This is a genomic window from Shinella zoogloeoides, from assembly GCF_020883495.1.
GTDB classification, from domain to species: domain Bacteria; phylum Pseudomonadota; class Alphaproteobacteria; order Rhizobiales; family Rhizobiaceae; genus Shinella; species Shinella zoogloeoides.
In genome coordinates this window covers 3597501-3614536 of sequence record NZ_CP086610.1, presented here as the reverse complement: position 1 = coordinate 3614536, position 17036 = coordinate 3597501, and the positions used below count along the sequence as shown (strand labels likewise).

Genomic DNA, 17036 nt, shown 5'->3' with positions numbered 1-17036 from the left:
TGCTAGGGTCTGCCATGCCGCTTCGACCCGACCCTTTACCTCAGGATGCCGCGCAATTGAGCCGAATCATTCTCTCGCTCGATGCAGAGAATGCCGACCTCAAGGCGCGCGTTGCCTTCCTGGAGCGGCAGCTCTTTGGGCCGAAATCGGAGAAGATGACGGCGATCGACCCGAAGCAGGCGACGCTTGAGCTTGGCGATCTCAGCGACATTCCCGCGGCGGCCAATGACGATGTTGCACCCGTGGCTGACGGCCGAAAGCAGGAGCGGCGATCGCCGGCGCGCAACATCGGCCGGTTACCCAGGCATCTCCCACGGTATGAAGAGCTCATCGAGCCGGAGAGCAAGATTTGCCCGTGCTGCTCGTTCGAGCTGCATTGCATCGGCACGGACGTCAGTGAGGCGCTCGACATCGTGCCGGCGGTTGTCCGGGTGAAGCGGACGATCCGGCCGCGCTACGCATGCCGGGCCTGCGAGAGTGCCATTGTGCAAGCGCCAGCGCCGGCGCGTGTGATGGACGGCGGCATGGTGACCACGGCGTTTGCCGCCCATGTCGCCGTTTCGAAGTTCGCCTGGCATTTGCCGCTTCATCGCCAGGCGCAGATGCTTGCCTCCTGCGGCGTGATCATCGATCGCGGCACGCTCGGGGCCTGGGTGACGCGGGTCGCCTGGTGGCTTGAGCTTCTCTATGACGCGCTGCTTGCCTTCATCCGCTCCCAGCCAAGGGTGTTCTGTGATGAGACGCCGCTCCCGCGGCTTGATCCGGGGCGTAAGCGAACCAAGGTCTGCCAACTTTGGGCGCAGGCGGTCGACGATCGGCCATGGAATGGTCCGGCGCCGCCGGCGGTGGCCTATACTTTTGCCGAAAGCCGCAGCGCGCGCGAGGTCGAGGGGCAATTGTCGTCGTTTGCCGGCGTGCTCCAGGTCGATGGGTACCAAGCCTATAAAACCTTGGCCAAGCGCCGGGGGAGGAGCAATGTCGCTCCCATGCGGCTGGCCTTCTGCCTTGCCCATGCCCGACGCAAGTTCGTCGAAATCGTCAAGATGACCGGGTCTGCTGAGGCCCTGTCGATCCTTGCCAGGATTGCCGAGCTCTATCGGATCGAAGCGAAACTGCGCGGCGAAAATGCCGATACCCGGCTCACGGTGCGGCGTCGCGAGGCAGCGCCCATCATGAGCGAACTGAAGGCCCAGCTCACCGAACTGAGCGACGAGGTGTCGTCGAAATCGGCGCTTGGCAAGGCCGTCACCTACACGCTCAACCACTGGAACGGACTGGCAGCCTTCCTGGAGGATGGCCGGATCGAAGTGGACTCCAATGTGGTCGAGCGTTCGATGAAATCGGTGGCTCTGACGAGGAAGAACTCGTTGTTCGTGGGCAGCGAACGCGGTGGCAAGACGTTCGCGGTCCTCGCATCGCTCGTCAACACGGCAAAGCTCAATAGTGTAGACCCCGAAGCTTGGCTTGCCGACGTGCTCGAGCGCATCATCTCCGGCAAGGTGACCGCGAACCAGATGGATACGCTCTTTCCATGGACCTGGAAGGCCAACCGCGAGAGCATTGCAGATCAGGAGCGACGGGCGGCATGACACAGAACAGCCAAGGGGCTACGGCACGACCGAAGCTCGATGACGAGGCGTTCGAGGCGTTTATCAGGGCACGCCGTCCAGTCTCGCCGATCTGGTCGATGAGCGGCCTCGACGGCTATCTCACGGCTCTCATCATCGGCCCGAGGTTTATCGACCCGCGTCAGTGGATCCCGGAGCTGACTGGCCCGGATGCCCTGAACCTGCCAATGGAAACAACCGAGCATCGAGCCGTCCAGACCATCGTTGCGGAATACAACCGGATATCGGCAAGCCTCGCCGAAACGCCGAAAGATCATCGGCCCAGGTTCACCAAGATCGATGATCAAACCTTTGATCCCTTCGCTTGGGACCTCTGCTTTCTATTGGGAACAAGGTACGCGCCCAAGCTTTGGCAGCCCGTCCTTGGAGGTCATGCCGTCACTGGGGATATCGTCGCGCCCATCCGCAAGCTCGGCGAGGCAAAACGGAACGCGACCCGTCAGGATGCCGTTGCCGTCGCCGAAGCGCTCGTCAAGATCCGAGCCTATTTTATGCCGAAGCGGGCAAAGCAAAAGTTCTGACCGACAGCCGGAAGCCTATTCAGTCAATCACGGAAGCCGTGGGCTCTTCGTTGCGCTCACGTTCAATGCGGCCAACACCGAGATCGCCATCCGCAAGCTTCTCTTCCTCGCCCGCAACAATGCCGACGAACAGGCCAAGCGCCGGCTGATGCCGATCGTGCGGGACCTGATCCAGACGGTCGTCATCGGCAAGACGCCGGGTCACCAGCCGGCATCCCTGCAGGTCCATGGCGACATCGCCAATATCATGGCCTCGATGGATGTGATCGACATCATGCAGCAGCAGTTCGTCGCCGCCGCCCAGAACGATCTGATGGCCCGTATTGCTTCGGGTGAGATCGACACGGAGCACAAAAAGAAAAAGCTCCTCGAGGCTTACGCCGAGGAGCTTTTGCGCAAATATCCCGAATGGGAGAATTTGCAAGTCTCAGTGGTTGCGGGGGCAGGCTTCCACCTTTGTCCTAACTTCCCCCGGTCTGTGCCGGTGTTCCGCCTCCACGAAGTCGAGAATGCCGAACAACTCGCCGCGTAGCTTGGCGTGAACCTCGCCGCGCTTCTCGCCGGGCAGGAGCACGACTTCCTCGATCAGTGAGCGCAGTTCCTCGGCGGCAATGCGGCCATCGTCGTCATCGTGCAGCGCATCCGTGAACCGCTCGACGCGCTTGTGATAGATGCTGGCGATATTGGGATGCACGTCCGGCGTGTCGGGCGGAACCTGCAACTGGCGGGTGACGATTTCAGCCTTCTGCCGTTCCAGCTCGTCCATCCGCGCTTTCATCGAAGGCTGATACATGCCGTCCTCGATGGCCGCGATTATCCCGGCAATGGCCTTCTCGATCTTGTCCAGCGCCCTGCGGTCCTGCTCTCCTTCTGCCCTGCGCGCACGATTGAGGCGGTTCATTTCCTCGGCGAAAGCCCGGACAGTTTCCTCGACAGCACGGCCCGAGATCAGCCGGTCCCTGAGGCCGGACAGCACGCGTTCCTCGATCTTTTCGCGGGTGATGGTCCTGTTGTTGTCGCAGGTGCCGCGCCGGTGATGATTGAGGCAGCCATAACGGTCGCGCATGATGAGACCGTATTTGCCGTAGCAGCAGCCACAGGTCAGCAGGCCGGAAAGAAGGGAAACGGGCCGCTTCTTCTCATGGAGCTTGCGGGCCTTTGCCTTCCTGATGCCATCGACGGTCGCCTCGAACCGGACGGCAATATCCTTCTGCCGCGCGCGAACCGCGTTCCAGAGCTCATCATCCACAATGCGCAGATGCGGAACCTCGGTTCTGATCCATGCAGTTTCCGGGTTGATGCGAGACACGCGCCTGCCGGTGGACGGGTCTTTCACGAACCGCAGCCGGTTCCAGACCAGCACGCCCGTGTAAAGCTCGTTATTGACGATGCCGGTGCCGCGCGAGACATGACCGCGAATGCTGGTATCACCCCATGCCCGACCAAGCGGGCCGGGAACGCCATCGCGGTTCAGATCGACGGCGATGGCCTTGGGGCTTTTACCGGATGCAAACTCGCAAAAAATGCGTAGGACGATCTCGGCTTCCTCGCGGATGATCGCCCTGTCACCACGGATCGGCTCGCCATTGCCGTCCAGCTTTTTCACCACCCTGTAGCCGTAGCAGAGACCACCGCCCGCCTTGCCCTTTTCCACCCTGCCCCGCAGGCCGCGATGAGTTTTCATGGCAAGGTCTTTGAGGAACAGCGCGTTCATCGTGCCTTTCAGCCCGACATGAAGCTCCGAGATTTCGTCCTCGGCCAAGGTGACGATGGTGACGCCCGCGAATTTCAGATGCTTGTAGAGGGTCGCCACGTCCGCCTGATCGCGGCTGATCCGGTCCAGCGCCTCGGCCAGCAGGATATTGAACTCGCCTTGCTGCGCATCGCGCATCAGGCGCTGGATGCCGGGCCGTAGGATCGTGCTGGCACCGGAAATCGCCGCATCCTCATAGGAACCGACGATCTGCCACCGTTCCCGCGCCGCATGTTCGCGGCAAAGCCGGAACTGGTCCTCGATGGACGCCTCGCGCTGGTTGTCAGACGAATAGCGGGCATAGAGGGCTGCGCGGGTCATGGTGTTGGCCTCCGTTGGATTAATCCTTGATGGCATCCTGCGGCATCGGCGGCGCATCCGGTGCCCGGTCCAGAAGCCGGGTGAGATCGCCCCGCCGTGCCGCCCCGGCGTGGGCTTTCATGAAATCAGCGGCGGTTTCCACCGCACCGATCTTCTGCGCAACCGCCGAGACAATCCACTGGTTGAGCGACACGCCGTCCTCATGTGCCAGACGCGCCGCCGTCTCCTTGAGCGACTGCGGCAGTTGCAGCGGGTATTTGTAGCGTTGGGTCTGCGTCATGTGTTCAGCCTCCTGACGATCTCTCCCGGCGTTGCAATGGTAACACCCACCGCAAGCGCCGGGCGGAAATCCTTGACGTTATGCGTCACGATGGCCTCGGCCTGCCCGTTCAGCGCGGCCTCCAACACCATCTCATCGGCGACATCCGACAGCATGGGGCGCGTTCGAAACGAGATATCGACGCCCTCGGATACGGCGGCAAGCGCGCTCATCACCGCTGCGACGTCCTCCAGGCTGTGCGCCGTCGCCTGCCGGATTTCCTCGCGGCTCAGCACCGCCTCATATTCCAGAAACAGCGCCGTCGAGCAAAGCGGTGTCACCATACCTCGATCAACGAACCGCAGGAGCAAGTTGCTCGCCCCGTTCCGGCTGCGGAAGGCAGCCACGATCACGTTGGTGTCCAGAACCAGTCTCATGGCAAACAATATGGGGACATCCCATAAGATGTCAATGTTGCGCCCAACGAAAGAACATGCCCGGCACTGCCACCCACGGGAAATATGGACGAAGCGCGCACCTCTTGGTCAATCCTCATCACCCGCATCCTGTCCGGCCCCATCGCGAAGTGGCGGCCTGTTGTCATTTGCGGCCTGCAACGTCGCGAAATGCTCCCGCGCGATCTGCGTGCCGATTAGCCGGGCGATGGTGAGCACCACCCTGTCGAGCCGCTCGGACGCATCGACCGCATGACCGTCATTCCGCCCATCGGGCGGGCGATTGTCGTTTGCCGGTCTTTCTCGTCCGGGATGTTTCCCATCATCGACCATGGCCCACCTCTACCTCTGGCCGCCATCCGGCAGGATCGGCGACCCAGCGGTCGAGGTCGGATTCCTTCCACCCCGCGCCGTTGGTGCTGATCCTGAACTTTGCAGGGAATGTACCCTCCGCCATCTTGCGATAGATGGTGGACCGCGACAGGCCGGTGCGGGCAAGAACGGTCTTCAGGCGAACGATACGATCTGGTTGACGCATGGCTGATCTGCCTCCTGCTGGTGATTTCTGACGATTGCAGAGGCCAGACAGGCCAGTGAATTATCGTTGTGCAACTGATATTTAGCCAGCGTAGGGCTGTGGCGTAGAAACGGCGGCAAATAGGAAAACCCTACAACCCCGGACCAGCGCCCTGCCGGGGGCGATGCCGTGACGAAGACGGGTTCGGCATCGGGATTACAGCCTGAGTCGGACCTGATGCCGGACTCCTGCTTGCAGTTGGCGCGCAGGGATTCCAGTTGCGGATCACGTTGCGGGCTGCTCACTATGTCGCCGATGAGGGATTTCGTGGGGCTTTGCAGCCCCGTGCCGCTGGGGAGCAAGAACAGGAAACGGCATGACGCCATTGTCGGACGAAGCGCTGCCAGCGCGTCAACGTGAAGTACAGCGCTTGCTGGGGCGATGTCTGCTGCGGTTGCAGCAATACGAGCGCCTGATCAAGGCTATTGTGGCGCATCATGAACTCACCGGGCCGCCTCATGCGTTGGAGACGATCCGGGCGGCGCGGATCGCAGACAGCGCGCGCAAAACACTCGGCACGCTGATCGGCGATCTGCTCGGATCGTATCTTGCACCCAACGAGATCGGCGACACACCCAAGGACCTTCCCGATTGTCCAGCGGAACCCGTTATGGTCAGTTTCCGCATAGGTCTGAGCCTGTCGGACGCGGATTTCGCCCGGCTAAAAAATGAACTCCGGGAACTGGTGGCGCTGCGAAACGACCTTGTTCACCATTTCATCGACCGGCACGATCTATGGAGCGTGGATGGATGCCTTCGCGCCTCTGATGCTCTGGTCGCCGCCTACAGCCGTATTGACCAATACTTCGAACAACTGCGGGGATGGGCGGAACATATGGAGCAAACCCGGCGTCTGGCCGCAGAGTTCGCCCAGTCGGATGCGTTCCGCGATCTGATCGTCAACGGCATCGCCCCGGACAGCACTGTGTTTTGGCCAGTTGCAGGCATCGTCAGCGCCTTGCGGGAGGCCGCCGGTGAATTGGCCGTCGATGGATGGGCATCCATTGCGGAGGCAGGAAGGTGGATTGCCGAGCGGTTCCCGGAACAACTCCCTGCGAAATACGGGTGCAGCAGTTGGCGGCAGGTTGTGCATGAATCGCGAATCTTCGATCTTCGGTACTTCGAGATCAACGGGCAGCGTTCGGCCCGATACCGGGAAAAAGAAGGCACCGCGAACACAGGCTGAAATAGGTTTGCGAGGCGGCAGTCCCGAACGGCAGGTTCCAGGGAAAGTATCGCTGCCATCCGCATTTCCCAAAGTCAGCCCAAATCCGGCGCGCTATTTTACAATCCGATATGTCAACGGCGGAGTAAAAACCGGCCACGGGGCGGAGCAAAAGTCGGCCACTGTGGCGCCGGCCTGAGACGGCCGGGAGGGCGTAGCCCGAGCGGGGGTCTCAGGCCGGCGCGGCGATTTTTTGAGAGTAGTTTTAGCCGGCCTTTCGGGCTCGACTTTGAGCGAGGCGATAGCTGTCGCCGTTCATCTCGAGGATGTTGACGTGGTGGGTAACGCGATCGAGCAGAGCGCCGGTCAATCGTTCGGACCCCAGGGTTTCCGTCCATTCGTCAAATGGAAGATTGCTGGTGATCAGGGTGGCCCCGCGCTCGTAGCGTTGCGAGATCAGCTCGAACAGCAATTCCGCGCCGGTCTTTGACAGCGGCACAAAGCCCAGCTCGTCGATGATGAGCAGCTTGTAGCCGGCCATCTGTTTCTGGAACCGAAGAAGACGCCGTTCGTCGCGGGCCTCCATCATCTCGCTGACCAGGGCGGCCGCTGTCGTGAACCCGACGGACAGGCCTTTCTGGCACGCGGCCAGGCCGAGACCGAGCGCGACATGCGTCTTACCCGTGCCGCTCGGGCCCAGCGCAATGACGTTCTCCCGGCGCTCGATCCATTCACAGCGGGCCAGTTCCAGCACCTGCATCTTGTTCAGCTTGGGGATGGCTGTGAAGTCGAAGCTGTCGAGGCTTTTGACGATCGGGAATTTAGCCGCCTTGATCCGACGTTCGACCTTGCGGCGGTCCCGTTCGATCATCTCCCGTTCGGCAAGCCGGAACAGGTATCCGACATGATCGACGCCTTCGGTGGCGCATAACCGGGCCAGCTTCTGGTGCTCGCGCTGGAAGGTCGGCAGCTTCAGGGTCTTGAGATAGTGGGCGAGCAGGATGTCGGGTGCTTCGGTGCTCATGCCGCCTCTCCCGCATCAGACGACAGGAGGCGCATATACGCTTTCGCTGAGGTCTTCTCGACCGTCGCCCGCGGCAGGTAGGGATAGATCGACAGATCCAACCGCGGTGGCCGGCGCTCGACCCGGCACAGGATCAGATGCTTGACCGCATCGAAGCCGATCGCACCGAGCTGTATCGCCTGCTTCACGGCCGCATGCAGGTCCGCAAGGTCGAAGCTCTCCAGCAGGCGCAGAACCTGCACGTATTCCCGTCGGCCATGCTTTGCCATGCGGCCTTCCATCAGGCGGCGCAGCGTCGCGAACTCGTCCGGCAGGTTCCAGCCCTGGAGTGGAGCCGCCTGATCCAGCGCATTGATCTTCTGCTCGATCAGCGGCAGATAATGAACGGGATCGAAGACGACGTCTTCCCGTTCCCAGCATCGCGGATGACGGGCAATGATCTCGCCGCGGCAGCCGATCACCACCTCATTGACATAGCCCCGGACCCAGACGTCCTGATGGCCATAGGCGACCGGTACGGAATAGTCGTTGGTCTTGTAGCGCACCAGCGACTGGGCTGTCACCCTGGCGCTGGCCTGGTCGCAGGCATCGAAGGGAGACGCCGGTAACGGACGCATGGCCGCCAGATCACGCTGTAGCCGCTCCCCGATTGTCTCACTCTCACCGCGCAGCTTGTCGCGCTGGCGTTTGCGGCACTGCTCTTCCAGAAAGGCGTTGAACGCATCCCATGTCGCAAACTGCGGGATCGGCACCATAAAATTACGTCGGGCATAACCGACGAGTCCCTCGACATTCCCTTTATCGTTGCCCTTTCCCGGACGGCCATAGCGATCCCGGATCAGGTAGTGGGACAGGAAGCCGCTGAACAACGCCGCCCGCTTGCGTGTGCCGTCGGGCAGGATCTTGGCCACCAGGCAACGGTCATTGTCATAGACGATCGACTGCGGCACGGCCCCGAAGAAGGCGAATGCATGGATGTGGCCGTCGACCCAGGCCTCGGCCACCGCCGCAGGATAGGCCCGCACGTAGCAGCCGTCGCTATGCGGCAGATCCAGCACGAAGAAACGCGCCTTTTGCTCGACGCCGCCGATCACCACCGTCGCCTCGCCAAAGTCGGCCTGCGCATGGCCGGGCGGATGCGACAACGGCACGAACACCTCCTGCCGACGCTGATCCCGCTCGCGTATGTAGTCCTTGATGATCGTGTAGCCGCCGGTGAAACCGCACTCATCACGCAGGCGGTCGAACACACGCTTGGCAGTATGGCGTTGCTTTAGCGGCATCTTCAGATCTTCGTCGAGCCAATGCTCGATCGTCGAAACAAACGCATCCAGCTTCGGACGCCGGATCGGTGATCGACGCTGATAGCCGGGTGGTGTCGAATAGGCCAACATCTTGGCCACGGTCTCTCGCGAGATGTTGAAATGCTTCGCGGCCTGACGCTGCTTCATCCCTTCCGAAACAGCCAGGCGAACCCTCAAATAAAGTTCCACGGTGTAGATCCCCTGTCCCTCCTGCGATCATTGCAGAAAGGAAATAGGTGGCCGGATTTTACTCCGCCCGCAGCAGCATTATGCCGCCGCTACCGTGGCCGACTTTTGCACCGCCGCTCTCACTTCACCTCGGGCAACTTTGGTTATGCCTCAACCATCGCGTATGCAATCGCTGCGTTGGCTGTGGTGATCTCAATGGTTCAACTTTGGCTGACTAGGGAACCGAAATGAGCAAGTCTAGACAACAGCGACTGCGGGCCATTGGCCTGCACGCACTACTCATCCCGCTCGCGCTAATCTGGGTGTTCCCGTTATGGATGATGGCAGTGTTCGCCACATTGCCCGACCACGCGATCTTTTCGCCCAACATTGTTCTGTGGTTTGGCACAAGCTTCTTCGACAATATCAGCAACCTGCAGGCAGATACCGATTTTCTGCGCGCCATGTTCGTATCGATTGTCGTCGGCATCATCTATACCATACTGTCAGTCATGCTGACGGCCATGGCCGGGTGGGCACTGGTGCGGTACCGGTTCTTTGGCAAATCACTGGTACTGGCCATTCTTCTAGGCACGATAACGTTGCCCTATTTCGTCGTCGTGATCCCGCAGTTTGTGATGGTTGCGCGCGATTTCGGGCTGGGCAACACTTGGTTTGCTTTGATCGGTCCGCCGCTATTCTACTCGCTCGGCGTTCTTTTCATGCGACAGGCTTTCACGATGATGCCCGCCGAGCTTTTCGACGCAGCTCGTGTCGAAGGTGTCAGCGAATGGCGCATCTTTTTCCGTGTCGCTCTGCCTCTGGCCCGACCAACGATGGCGGCGCTGTCGATCATCCTCTTCCTCTACAGCTGGAACAACTATCTGTGGCCGCTGCTGATCTCCAGTGATCGTACCATGTTCACTGCGCCGGTCGCACTGGGTAGCCTCATTGGGCCGAGCAAGGTCAGTTGGGGTGGCATCATGGCAGGAGCAGTGCTTCTAACCGCTCCGATGATCGCCGTTTTTCTTCTTTTGCAACGTCATTTCGTGGCCGGCATCACTGCAGGCGCGGTCAAGTAGGGATTGGAACCATGGTTGGTCTTTCGCTCAAATCAGTCGTTAAGCGCTACGGCGCGATAGAAATAGTCAAGGGTGTCGATATCGAGATCGCCTCTGGTGAGTTCGTTGTTTTCGTCGGCCCATCTGGCTGCGGCAAGTCTACTCTGTTGCGCATGGTCGCGGGCCTGGAGGATATTAGTAGCGGCGAGATGCGCATCGGCGATCGCGTCGTCAATGATGTCGAGCCGGCCGACCGTGGTATAGCCATGGTGTTCCAGTCCTATGCGCTTTACCCGCATATGACCGTCGGCCAGAATCTCGCCTTCGGTCTGCGCATGAACGGTAACCCGGAAGAAGACACCAATCGCCGGGTCAAGCACGCCGCAGAGATATTGCAGATCGGTCACTTAATGGAGCGCCGCCCAAAAGCGCTATCAGGTGGCCAGCGCCAACGAGTTGCTATCGGACGCGCGATCGTGCGGGAGCCGCAAGTATTCTTGTTCGATGAGCCGTTGTCCAACCTTGACGCGGAGCTCAGGGTGCAGATGCGCGTCGAGATCGCGAGGCTGCACAAGGAGCTGGGCGCGACCATGATATACGTTACCCACGACCAGACCGAAGCGATGACGCTGGCGGATAAGATCGTCGTCCTGCGCGGTGGTAATGTAGAGCAGATTGGCCGCCCGCTAGACCTTTATGACAATCCGGCCAACATGTTTGTTGCCGGTTTCGTCGGCTCGCCGAAGATGAACTTCCTTGCCGCGAGAGTAGTCAATGCGGCTGCCGGCGCTGTGACCGTTGAGCTGGTCAACCAAGGCGGCGCACACCTGACCCTGCCTCTGAAGGACATACCGACGCCGGGAACGGATGTAATTTTGGGGCTGCGGCCGGAGCATTTTGCTTCTGCCGGCGCGGGTGATTGTGACATCGTGCTCAACGTTGATGTTGCCGAGCATCTCGGCGCCACAAGCTATGTCTATGTTGGCACGGGAACAAAAGAGCCGCTGATTATCGAACGCCACGAATTCCGTTACGTCGACGATAAGCGCCTCACGGTTGGTATCCCGGCGAAACGCGCTCTATTGTTCGCCAAGAATGGCGCGCGCCTCTACTAACAAAGGACGAGCCTAGAGAGCAGGGCATCGTCCAGCATTTTCGCATCGACTATGGCACTGTCATAATAGATACGAAGATCAAAACATTACCTATTCGAAATGCGTTCTTTGCCATGCAGAGTAGTTCTGCCATGGCACTCTTGTGTCTGCAAAAAACATGAAGTGATGAATTAGATACTATGCGTGCGGTGCAAAAAATATCTGATGACTGGGTATTCCACGATCATTTCGTTCCTGAATTGATCGCGGAACTGTGGGATGGTGAGGCAGTTTCATTGCCACACAATGCAGTGAAACTTCCCTTCAACTATTTTGACGAGAAGTGCTATCAGCACGCATTCATCTATCAGAAGAAGCTGCCATGGCAGACGGCGTTCGAAGGTAAGGAAGTTGTCCTGCGTTTCGATGCCGCTATGGCCGACGCCGTCGTCTGCCTGAACGGCAAACAAGTGGCCGCACATAAAGATGGCTATACGCCGTTCGAGGCCAGGCTGACTGACCTGCTGGTGAACGGCGATAATCTGATTACGGTCAAGATCGACGGCAGCGAGAACCCGGAAATTCCGCCGTTCGGCGGGATGATCGACTATCTGACCTATGCTGGCATTTACCGCGATGTGTGGCTTGAAATCCGGTCCTCAGTCTCGATTGCCAAGATGAAGGTCGAGACAGGCAATGTGCTTGAAGCGGCCAAGTCGGCATCGGTTCGCTGCTGGTTTGACAATCCTCAAGACCTCCCACTTGAAGGCGTTGTCGTTGCGACGCTTAAAGATGGAGAGGGTAGCGCTATAGTTGCCGTATCGGCTCCGCTCGACGGCGCATCGGCGCTGTTGCGGTTTGATAACCTGACCGGTCTTGCTCTGTGGGATATCGACAATCCGGTTCTCTATGAGATTTCCGTCGAACTTACGACAACCTCCGGCACCGATCAGATTTCGAGCAAGTTTGGTTTCAGGACTGCCGAATTTACCCCGGACGGCTTTCTTCTGAACGGCAAGCGTCTGAAGCTGATGGGACTCAATCGCCATCAGTCATTTCCCTATGTTGGTTACGCCATGGGCCGGTCAGCACAGGAACAGGATGCCGAACTGGTGAAGCGGGTGCTGAAGTGCAATGTCGTGCGCACCTCGCACTACCCACAATCCACTTACTTCCTCGACCATTGCGACCGCATTGGTCTGCTCGTGTTCGAAGAGATCCCGGGCTGGCAGCACATTGGCGGCCCCGCCTGGAAGGCGGAGTCGGTCGAGAATGTCCGCCGTATGATAGAGCGCGACTGGAACCATCCCTCGATCATTATCTGGGGCGTTCGCATCAATGAATCGCAGGACGATCATGACTTCTATACCGAGACCAATCGCCTTGCTCGCGAACTTGACCCGACCCGCCAGACGGGCGGTGTTCGCTATATCGATGAAAGCGAGTTGCTTGAAGACGTTTATACGATGAACGACTTCAGTCAGGGCTCCGAAGAACTGCCCGGCAACAACCGCCCACACGTCGCGCTGCGCAACCAGCGCGAGGTAACCGGACTATCAAAGCTGGTTCCCTATCTGGTGACCGAATTCAACGGCCACATGTATCCAACGAAACGAACTGACCAGGAGCAGCGTCAGGCCGAGCATGTTTCACGCCATTTGCGTGTGCTTGATGCGATGCATGGCGACCCGAACGTTTCAGGTTGCATCGGCTGGTGCATGTTCGACTACAACACCCACCAGGAATTCGGCTCAGGCGATCGCATCTGTTATCATGGCGTTATGGACATGTTCCGCGAGCCGAAGTTCGCGGCCTATGCCTACATAAGCCAATGTGACCCCTCCGATGAAGTCGTCTTGAAGCCTGTGACCTATTGGGCGCGAGGAGAGCGCAATATTGGCGGCGTGCTGCCGTTGATCATTTTGACCAATTGCGACGAGATCGAGTTTCGCTACGGCAACCAGTTGTCCAAGCGGGCAGGGCCTGATCGCCAGAACTATCCGCATTTGCCGCACCCGCCGATTGTCTTTGACGAGCGCCACTTCCGGCCTGAAGAGATGGGCCTTTGGGGTTCGAGTTGGCAGGACGGAACATTGGTTGGCTACATAAACGGCGAGGCAGTCAAGGCAGTTCAGATGTCTTCAGCTCCTGTGCCGACGACGCTGCAGGTCGAGGCAGATCAGACCAGTCTGAACGCAATGGAAAGAGATACTGTGCGCGTTATCGCGCGCGTTCTCGATCAGACCGGCAATGTCCTGCCGTATCTCGAAGGGTCGATGGAGGTCGATGTTGCGGGTCCCGCAATACTTCTTGGACCGAATATCGTTCCCATTCGTGGTGGCATCGTCGGGTTCTGGCTACAGGCGAATGGCGAGCCGGGAGACATCGATATTGGTGTTTACTGGCCGGGTTTGGGCGGGGAACGCATCCGTGTTGTGTCCGTCGGACTGTAGCTTGGCAAACACCCCGGCGCTTTCCTGTCCGGGTGACGTTGCCCCCTTGAATGCCCTCGGTTTGAACTGGACTCCGTCGAAAGGAGACGGAGATGAAGAGAAGCCGGTTCACGGAAGATCAGATCATCGGCGTGCTGAAGGAGCACCAGGCGGGAATCCCGACTGCAGAGCTGTGCCGCAAGCACGGGATCTCGGAGGCAAGCTTCTACAATTGGCGTAACCGCTATGGCGGCATGGAAGTGTCGGACGCCCGGCGGCTGAAGAGCCTCGAGGACGAGAACCGCAGGCTGAAGAAGCTGCTAGCGGAATCGATGTTGGACGTCGCGACGCTGAAAGAAGCGCTGGGAAGGTTCTGACGCCCAGGACAAGGAAGCGCTTCGTGGCTTGGGCGATCGAAGAGAAGTGCTATTCGCAGCGGCGTGCCTGCGGTCTGATCGGGCTCGACCCGAAGACCTACCGCTATGCGTCGCGGCGACCGGACGATGCCGCCGTGCGGACGCGTCTGAAGGAGCTGGCGCTTGAGCGGCGGCGGTTCGGCTATCGGCGGCTGCACATCCTACTGCGGCGGGAAGGCATCGAGCTGAACCACAAGAAGCTGTTCCGGCTCTACCGGGAAGAGCGGCTGACGGTGAAGAAGCGCGGTGGTCGCAAGCGGGCGCTGGGCACGCGGGCGCCGATGACGCTGCCGCAGGGACCGAACCAGCGGTGGAGCCTGGACTTCGTCTGCGACATGCTCGCCGATGGCAGACGCTTCCGCATCCTGGTGGTGGTCGACGACTTCACCCGCGAGTGCCTGGCGCTCGTGGTCGACACGTCACTGTCGGGCATGCGGGTGGCGCGGGAACTGGACTCCATCGTCGAGACGCGCGGTCGGCCGCTGATGATCGTCTCCGACAACGGTACCGAACTGACGTCGCGAGCGATCTTGCAGTGGCAGGAGGACCATCGCGTCGAGTGGCACTACATCGCGCCCGGCAAGCCCACCCAGAACGGCTTCGTCGAGAGCCTGAACGGCCGCTTCCGCGACGAATGTCTCAACGAGCACCTGTTCCGCGGCATGGCTGCTGCACGCCGTATCATCGAACAATGGAGGATCGACTATAACGAACACCGGCCGCACACGAGCCTGCGTGGCCTCACGCCAAACGAGTTTGCAACCCGGTCCAGATCGAACCACAAGGAGAACAGAGTCCAGTTATGAACGAGGGCTGATCGGGGGCAACGTCACGGGGCTTTGTGTTGTTTGCCGATTTCGGTGTAAGCTGTTGTTACACTTCGATTTCTAGCGAATTATGACAGAAGTGGTTGCGGGGGCAGGATTTGAACCTGCGGCCTTCAGGTTATGAGCCTGACGAGCTACCGGGCTGCTCCACCCCGCGTTATTTGTTTAGTTTTGCATGCAAAAGGGCCGCTTTGAGGGCGGCCCGCTATCGGCTTGGGCCGAATGTGTGATGAGAAGACTGTTGATTGCCTTTAGCAGACCTGGCAGCGACCTACTCTCCCGCGTCTTAAGACGAAGTACCATTGGCGCTGGGGCGTTTCACGGCCGTGTTCGGAATGGGAACGGGTGCGGCCACCCCGCCATAACCACCAGGTCGGCTAAGGGCAATCAATGAGAAGCTGGTAGAAGGCAAAGCCTTCGTTTGTCTTGTTTTGTGAACACGTCTTTTCTTCTTTGGGCAACGGAGCATCGCTCCGCAAGGCCAGAGGCCGTCGCGCCTCGTGGCGCGGCCCGTCCGGAGCGCTTTGGCGCGTCAGGACAGAAGATATGGCTCATCGAATTTATTCGATGAGCATGAACAATGAGAACGATCAAGCCAATCGAGCTATTAGTACCGGTAAGCTTCACACATTGCTGCGCTTCCACACCCGGCCTATCAACGTGGTCGTCTTCCACGGCTCTCAAGGGAATACTCGTTTTCAGGTTGGTTTCCCGCTTAGATGCCTTCAGCGGTTATCCATTCCATATATAGCTACCCTGCTATGCCCTTGGCAGGACAACAGGTCCACCAGAGATATGTCCATCCCGGTCCTCTCGTACTAGGGACAGATCCTGTCAATATTCCTACACCCACGGCAGATAGGGACCGAACTGTCTCACGACGTTCTGAACCCAGCTCACGTACCGCTTTAATTGGCGAACAGCCAAACCCTTGGGACCTGCTCCAGCCCCAGGATGCGATGAGCCGACATCGAGGTGCCAAACAACCCCGTCGATATGGACTCTTGGGGGTCATCAGCCTGTTATCCCCGGCGTACCTTTTATCCGTTGAGCGATGGCCCTTCCACGCGGGACCACCGGATCACTATGACCGACTTTCGTCTCTGCTCGACTTGTCAGTCTCGCAGTCAGGCGGGCTTATGCCATTGCACTCGACGACCGATTTCCGACCGGTCTGAGCCCACCATCGCGCGCCTCCGTTACTCTTTCGGAGGCGACCGCCCCAGTCAAACTACCCACCATACACGGTCCCGGATCCGGATAACGGACCGCGGTTAGACATCCATGACGATAAGGGTGGTATTTCAAGGATGGCTCCACAGAAACTGGCGTCCCTGCTTCAAAGCCTACCACCTATCCTACACATGCCGACACGAATGCCAGTGTAAAGCTATAGTAAAGGTGCACGGGGTCTTTCCGTCTAACCGCAGGAACCCCGCATCTTCACGGGGAATTCAATTTCACTGAGTCTGCGTTGGAGACAGCGGGGAAGTCGTTACGCCATTCGTGCAGGTCGGAACTTACCCGACAAGGAATTTCGCTACCTTAGGACCGTTATAGTTACGGCCGCCGTTTACTGGGGCTTCGATTCAAAGCTTGCACCTCTCCTCTTAACCTTCCAGCACCGGGCAGGCGTCAGACCCTATACGTCGTCTTGCGACTTCGCAGAGCCCTGTGTTTTTGATAAACAGTCGCTACCCCCTGGTCTGTGCCACCCCAAAACACTTGCGTGCCTTGGGGTCACGCTTCTTCCGAAGTTACGCGTGCAATTTGCCGAGTTCCTTCAACGCAGTTCTCTCAAGCGCCTTGGTATGCTCTACCTGACCACCTGTGTCGGTTTCGGGTACGGTCTATACGGTGGAGCTATTTCCTGGAACCGCTTCCCTGCCCACCCAATCCAATAAGGATGAACAAGTTACGCAATCCGTCACTACCACCAGGCCCACGAATATTAACGTGGTTCCCATCGACTACGCGTGTCCGCCTCGTCTTAGGGGCCGGCTAACCCTGCTCAGATTAACTTTAAGCAGG

At 59.3% G+C, this 17036-nt stretch carries 14 protein-coding genes, 1 tRNA gene, 2 rRNA genes and 1 pseudogene (1 of these 18 only partly in view); 8 read left to right on the top strand and 10 right to left on the bottom strand.

Annotated elements, in window-relative coordinates; genetic code table 11:
- Positions 1 to 14: 14 nt before the first annotated feature.
- From tnpC to K8M09_RS17740, 3 genes are read left to right on the top strand one after another with little or no spacing between them, the layout of a single operon-like run.
- On the top strand, positions 15 to 1589 hold the full coding sequence (gene tnpC / locus K8M09_RS17750) for an IS66 family transposase (RefSeq protein WP_160788236.1): 1575 nt from the start codon (positions 15 to 17) through the stop codon (positions 1587 to 1589).
- Positions 1586 to 2149, top strand: coding sequence for a YecA/YgfB family protein (locus K8M09_RS17745; protein WP_064334525.1), 564 nt, complete (start codon positions 1586 to 1588; stop codon positions 2147 to 2149). The genes tnpC and K8M09_RS17745 overlap by 4 nt, the downstream gene beginning before the upstream one ends.
- The gene (locus K8M09_RS17740; RefSeq protein ID WP_229341977.1) at positions 2079 to 2681 is read left to right on the top strand and encodes a hypothetical protein; all 603 of its coding nucleotides are present in this window, start codon (positions 2079 to 2081) and stop codon (positions 2679 to 2681) included. The genes K8M09_RS17745 and K8M09_RS17740 overlap by 71 nt, the downstream gene beginning before the upstream one ends.
- On the opposite strand, the gene K8M09_RS17735 is transcribed toward K8M09_RS17740, so the two are convergent.
- From K8M09_RS17735 to K8M09_RS17715, 5 genes are all read right to left on the bottom strand, one after another.
- Positions 2577 to 4223, bottom strand: a complete 1647-nt coding sequence (locus K8M09_RS17735) for a recombinase family protein (RefSeq protein ID WP_160788209.1) — start codon at positions 4221 to 4223, stop codon at positions 2577 to 2579. The two genes, K8M09_RS17740 and K8M09_RS17735, sit on opposite strands and share 105 nt — an antisense overlap.
- Positions 4224 to 4242: 19 nt before the next feature.
- Positions 4243 to 4503: a toxin-antitoxin system HicB family antitoxin gene (locus K8M09_RS17730; RefSeq protein WP_160788210.1), complete on the bottom strand. Its 261-nt coding sequence runs from the start codon at positions 4501 to 4503 to the stop codon at positions 4243 to 4245.
- Entirely contained in the window at positions 4500 to 4895 is a 396-nt protein-coding gene (locus K8M09_RS17725) for a putative toxin-antitoxin system toxin component, PIN family (RefSeq protein ID WP_229341974.1), read from the bottom strand. The genes K8M09_RS17730 and K8M09_RS17725 overlap by 4 nt, the downstream gene beginning before the upstream one ends.
- Positions 4896 to 5027: 132 nt before the next feature.
- Entirely contained in the window at positions 5028 to 5270 is a 243-nt protein-coding gene (locus K8M09_RS17720) for a hypothetical protein (RefSeq protein ID WP_160788212.1), read from the bottom strand.
- Positions 5260 to 5475 carry a helix-turn-helix transcriptional regulator gene (locus tag K8M09_RS17715; RefSeq protein WP_160788213.1) on the bottom strand — a complete coding sequence of 72 codons (216 nt, stop codon included), beginning with the start codon at positions 5473 to 5475 and terminating at the stop codon, positions 5260 to 5262. The genes K8M09_RS17720 and K8M09_RS17715 overlap by 11 nt, the downstream gene beginning before the upstream one ends.
- Positions 5476 to 5830: 355 nt before the next feature.
- On the opposite strand from K8M09_RS17715, the gene K8M09_RS17710 reads away from it, so the two are divergent.
- Positions 5831 to 6700, top strand: coding sequence for an OST-HTH/LOTUS domain-containing protein (locus K8M09_RS17710; RefSeq protein ID WP_170299625.1), 870 nt, complete (start codon positions 5831 to 5833; stop codon positions 6698 to 6700).
- Between the two features lie 244 nt (positions 6701 to 6944).
- On the opposite strand, the gene istB is transcribed toward K8M09_RS17710, so the two are convergent.
- Positions 6945 to 7703, bottom strand: a complete 759-nt coding sequence (istB, locus tag K8M09_RS17705; protein WP_229341919.1) for an IS21-like element helper ATPase IstB — start codon at positions 7701 to 7703, stop codon at positions 6945 to 6947.
- Entirely contained in the window at positions 7700 to 9196 is a 1497-nt protein-coding gene (istA, locus tag K8M09_RS17700) for an IS21 family transposase (protein WP_382379779.1), read from the bottom strand. Before istA ends, istB begins: the two co-directional genes overlap by 4 nt.
- Before the next feature lie 227 nt (positions 9197 to 9423).
- Between istA and K8M09_RS17690 the strand changes: the two genes are divergently transcribed.
- The 4 genes and pseudogenes from K8M09_RS17690 (at position 9424) to K8M09_RS17675 (ending at position 14984) form a co-directional block, all read left to right on the top strand.
- On the top strand, positions 9424 to 10257 hold the full coding sequence (locus tag K8M09_RS17690; protein WP_160788202.1) for a carbohydrate ABC transporter permease: 834 nt from the start codon (positions 9424 to 9426) through the stop codon (positions 10255 to 10257).
- Between the two features lie 11 nt (positions 10258 to 10268).
- Complete coding sequence (locus tag K8M09_RS17685; RefSeq protein WP_160788203.1) at positions 10269 to 11351, top strand: ABC transporter ATP-binding protein; 1083 nt, start codon at positions 10269 to 10271, stop codon at positions 11349 to 11351.
- A gap of 179 nt (positions 11352 to 11530) precedes the next feature.
- Positions 11531 to 13783 carry a glycoside hydrolase family 2 protein gene (locus K8M09_RS17680; protein WP_160788204.1) on the top strand — a complete coding sequence of 751 codons (2253 nt, stop codon included), beginning with the start codon at positions 11531 to 11533 and terminating at the stop codon, positions 13781 to 13783.
- A 92-nt stretch (positions 13784 to 13875) separates the two neighbouring features.
- Positions 13876 to 14984: pseudogene (locus K8M09_RS17675) on the top strand (IS3 family transposase).
- Positions 14985 to 15085: 101 nt separating this feature from the next.
- Here the strand turns inward: K8M09_RS17675 and K8M09_RS17670 are convergent.
- From K8M09_RS17670 to K8M09_RS17660, 3 genes are all read right to left on the bottom strand, one after another.
- Positions 15086 to 15162 (bottom strand) — tRNA-Met (locus K8M09_RS17670).
- Positions 15163 to 15263: 101 nt separating this feature from the next.
- Positions 15264 to 15378 (bottom strand): 5S ribosomal RNA (rrf, locus tag K8M09_RS17665).
- A gap of 213 nt (positions 15379 to 15591) precedes the next feature.
- Positions 15592 to 17036, bottom strand: a 23S ribosomal RNA gene (locus K8M09_RS17660); it runs 1352 nt beyond the window's last position.

What these genes read in the sequence shown, in the direction of transcription:
- tnpC (WP_160788236.1), top strand. Translation starts at nt 15, where the DNA reads ATGCCGCTTCGACCCGACCCTTTACCTCAGGATGCCGCGCAATTGAGC.
- K8M09_RS17745 (WP_064334525.1), top strand. Translation starts at nt 1,586, where the DNA reads ATGACACAGAACAGCCAAGGGGCTACGGCACGACCGAAGCTCGATGAC.
- K8M09_RS17735 (WP_160788209.1), bottom strand. Translation starts at nt 4,223, where the DNA reads ATGACCCGCGCAGCCCTCTATGCCCGCTATTCGTCTGACAACCAGCGC.
- K8M09_RS17730 (WP_160788210.1), bottom strand. Translation starts at nt 4,503, where the DNA reads ATGACGCAGACCCAACGCTACAAATACCCGCTGCAACTGCCGCAGTCG.
- K8M09_RS17720 (WP_160788212.1), bottom strand. Translation starts at nt 5,270, where the DNA reads ATGGTCGATGATGGGAAACATCCCGGACGAGAAAGACCGGCAAACGAC.
- K8M09_RS17715 (WP_160788213.1), bottom strand. Translation starts at nt 5,475, where the DNA reads ATGCGTCAACCAGATCGTATCGTTCGCCTGAAGACCGTTCTTGCCCGC.
- K8M09_RS17710 (WP_170299625.1), top strand. Translation starts at nt 5,831, where the DNA reads ATGACGCCATTGTCGGACGAAGCGCTGCCAGCGCGTCAACGTGAAGTA.
- istB (WP_229341919.1), bottom strand. Translation starts at nt 7,703, where the DNA reads ATGAGCACCGAAGCACCCGACATCCTGCTCGCCCACTATCTCAAGACC.
- K8M09_RS17690 (WP_160788202.1), top strand. Translation starts at nt 9,424, where the DNA reads ATGAGCAAGTCTAGACAACAGCGACTGCGGGCCATTGGCCTGCACGCA.
- K8M09_RS17685 (WP_160788203.1), top strand. Translation starts at nt 10,269, where the DNA reads ATGGTTGGTCTTTCGCTCAAATCAGTCGTTAAGCGCTACGGCGCGATA.
- K8M09_RS17680 (WP_160788204.1), top strand. Translation starts at nt 11,531, where the DNA reads ATGCGTGCGGTGCAAAAAATATCTGATGACTGGGTATTCCACGATCAT.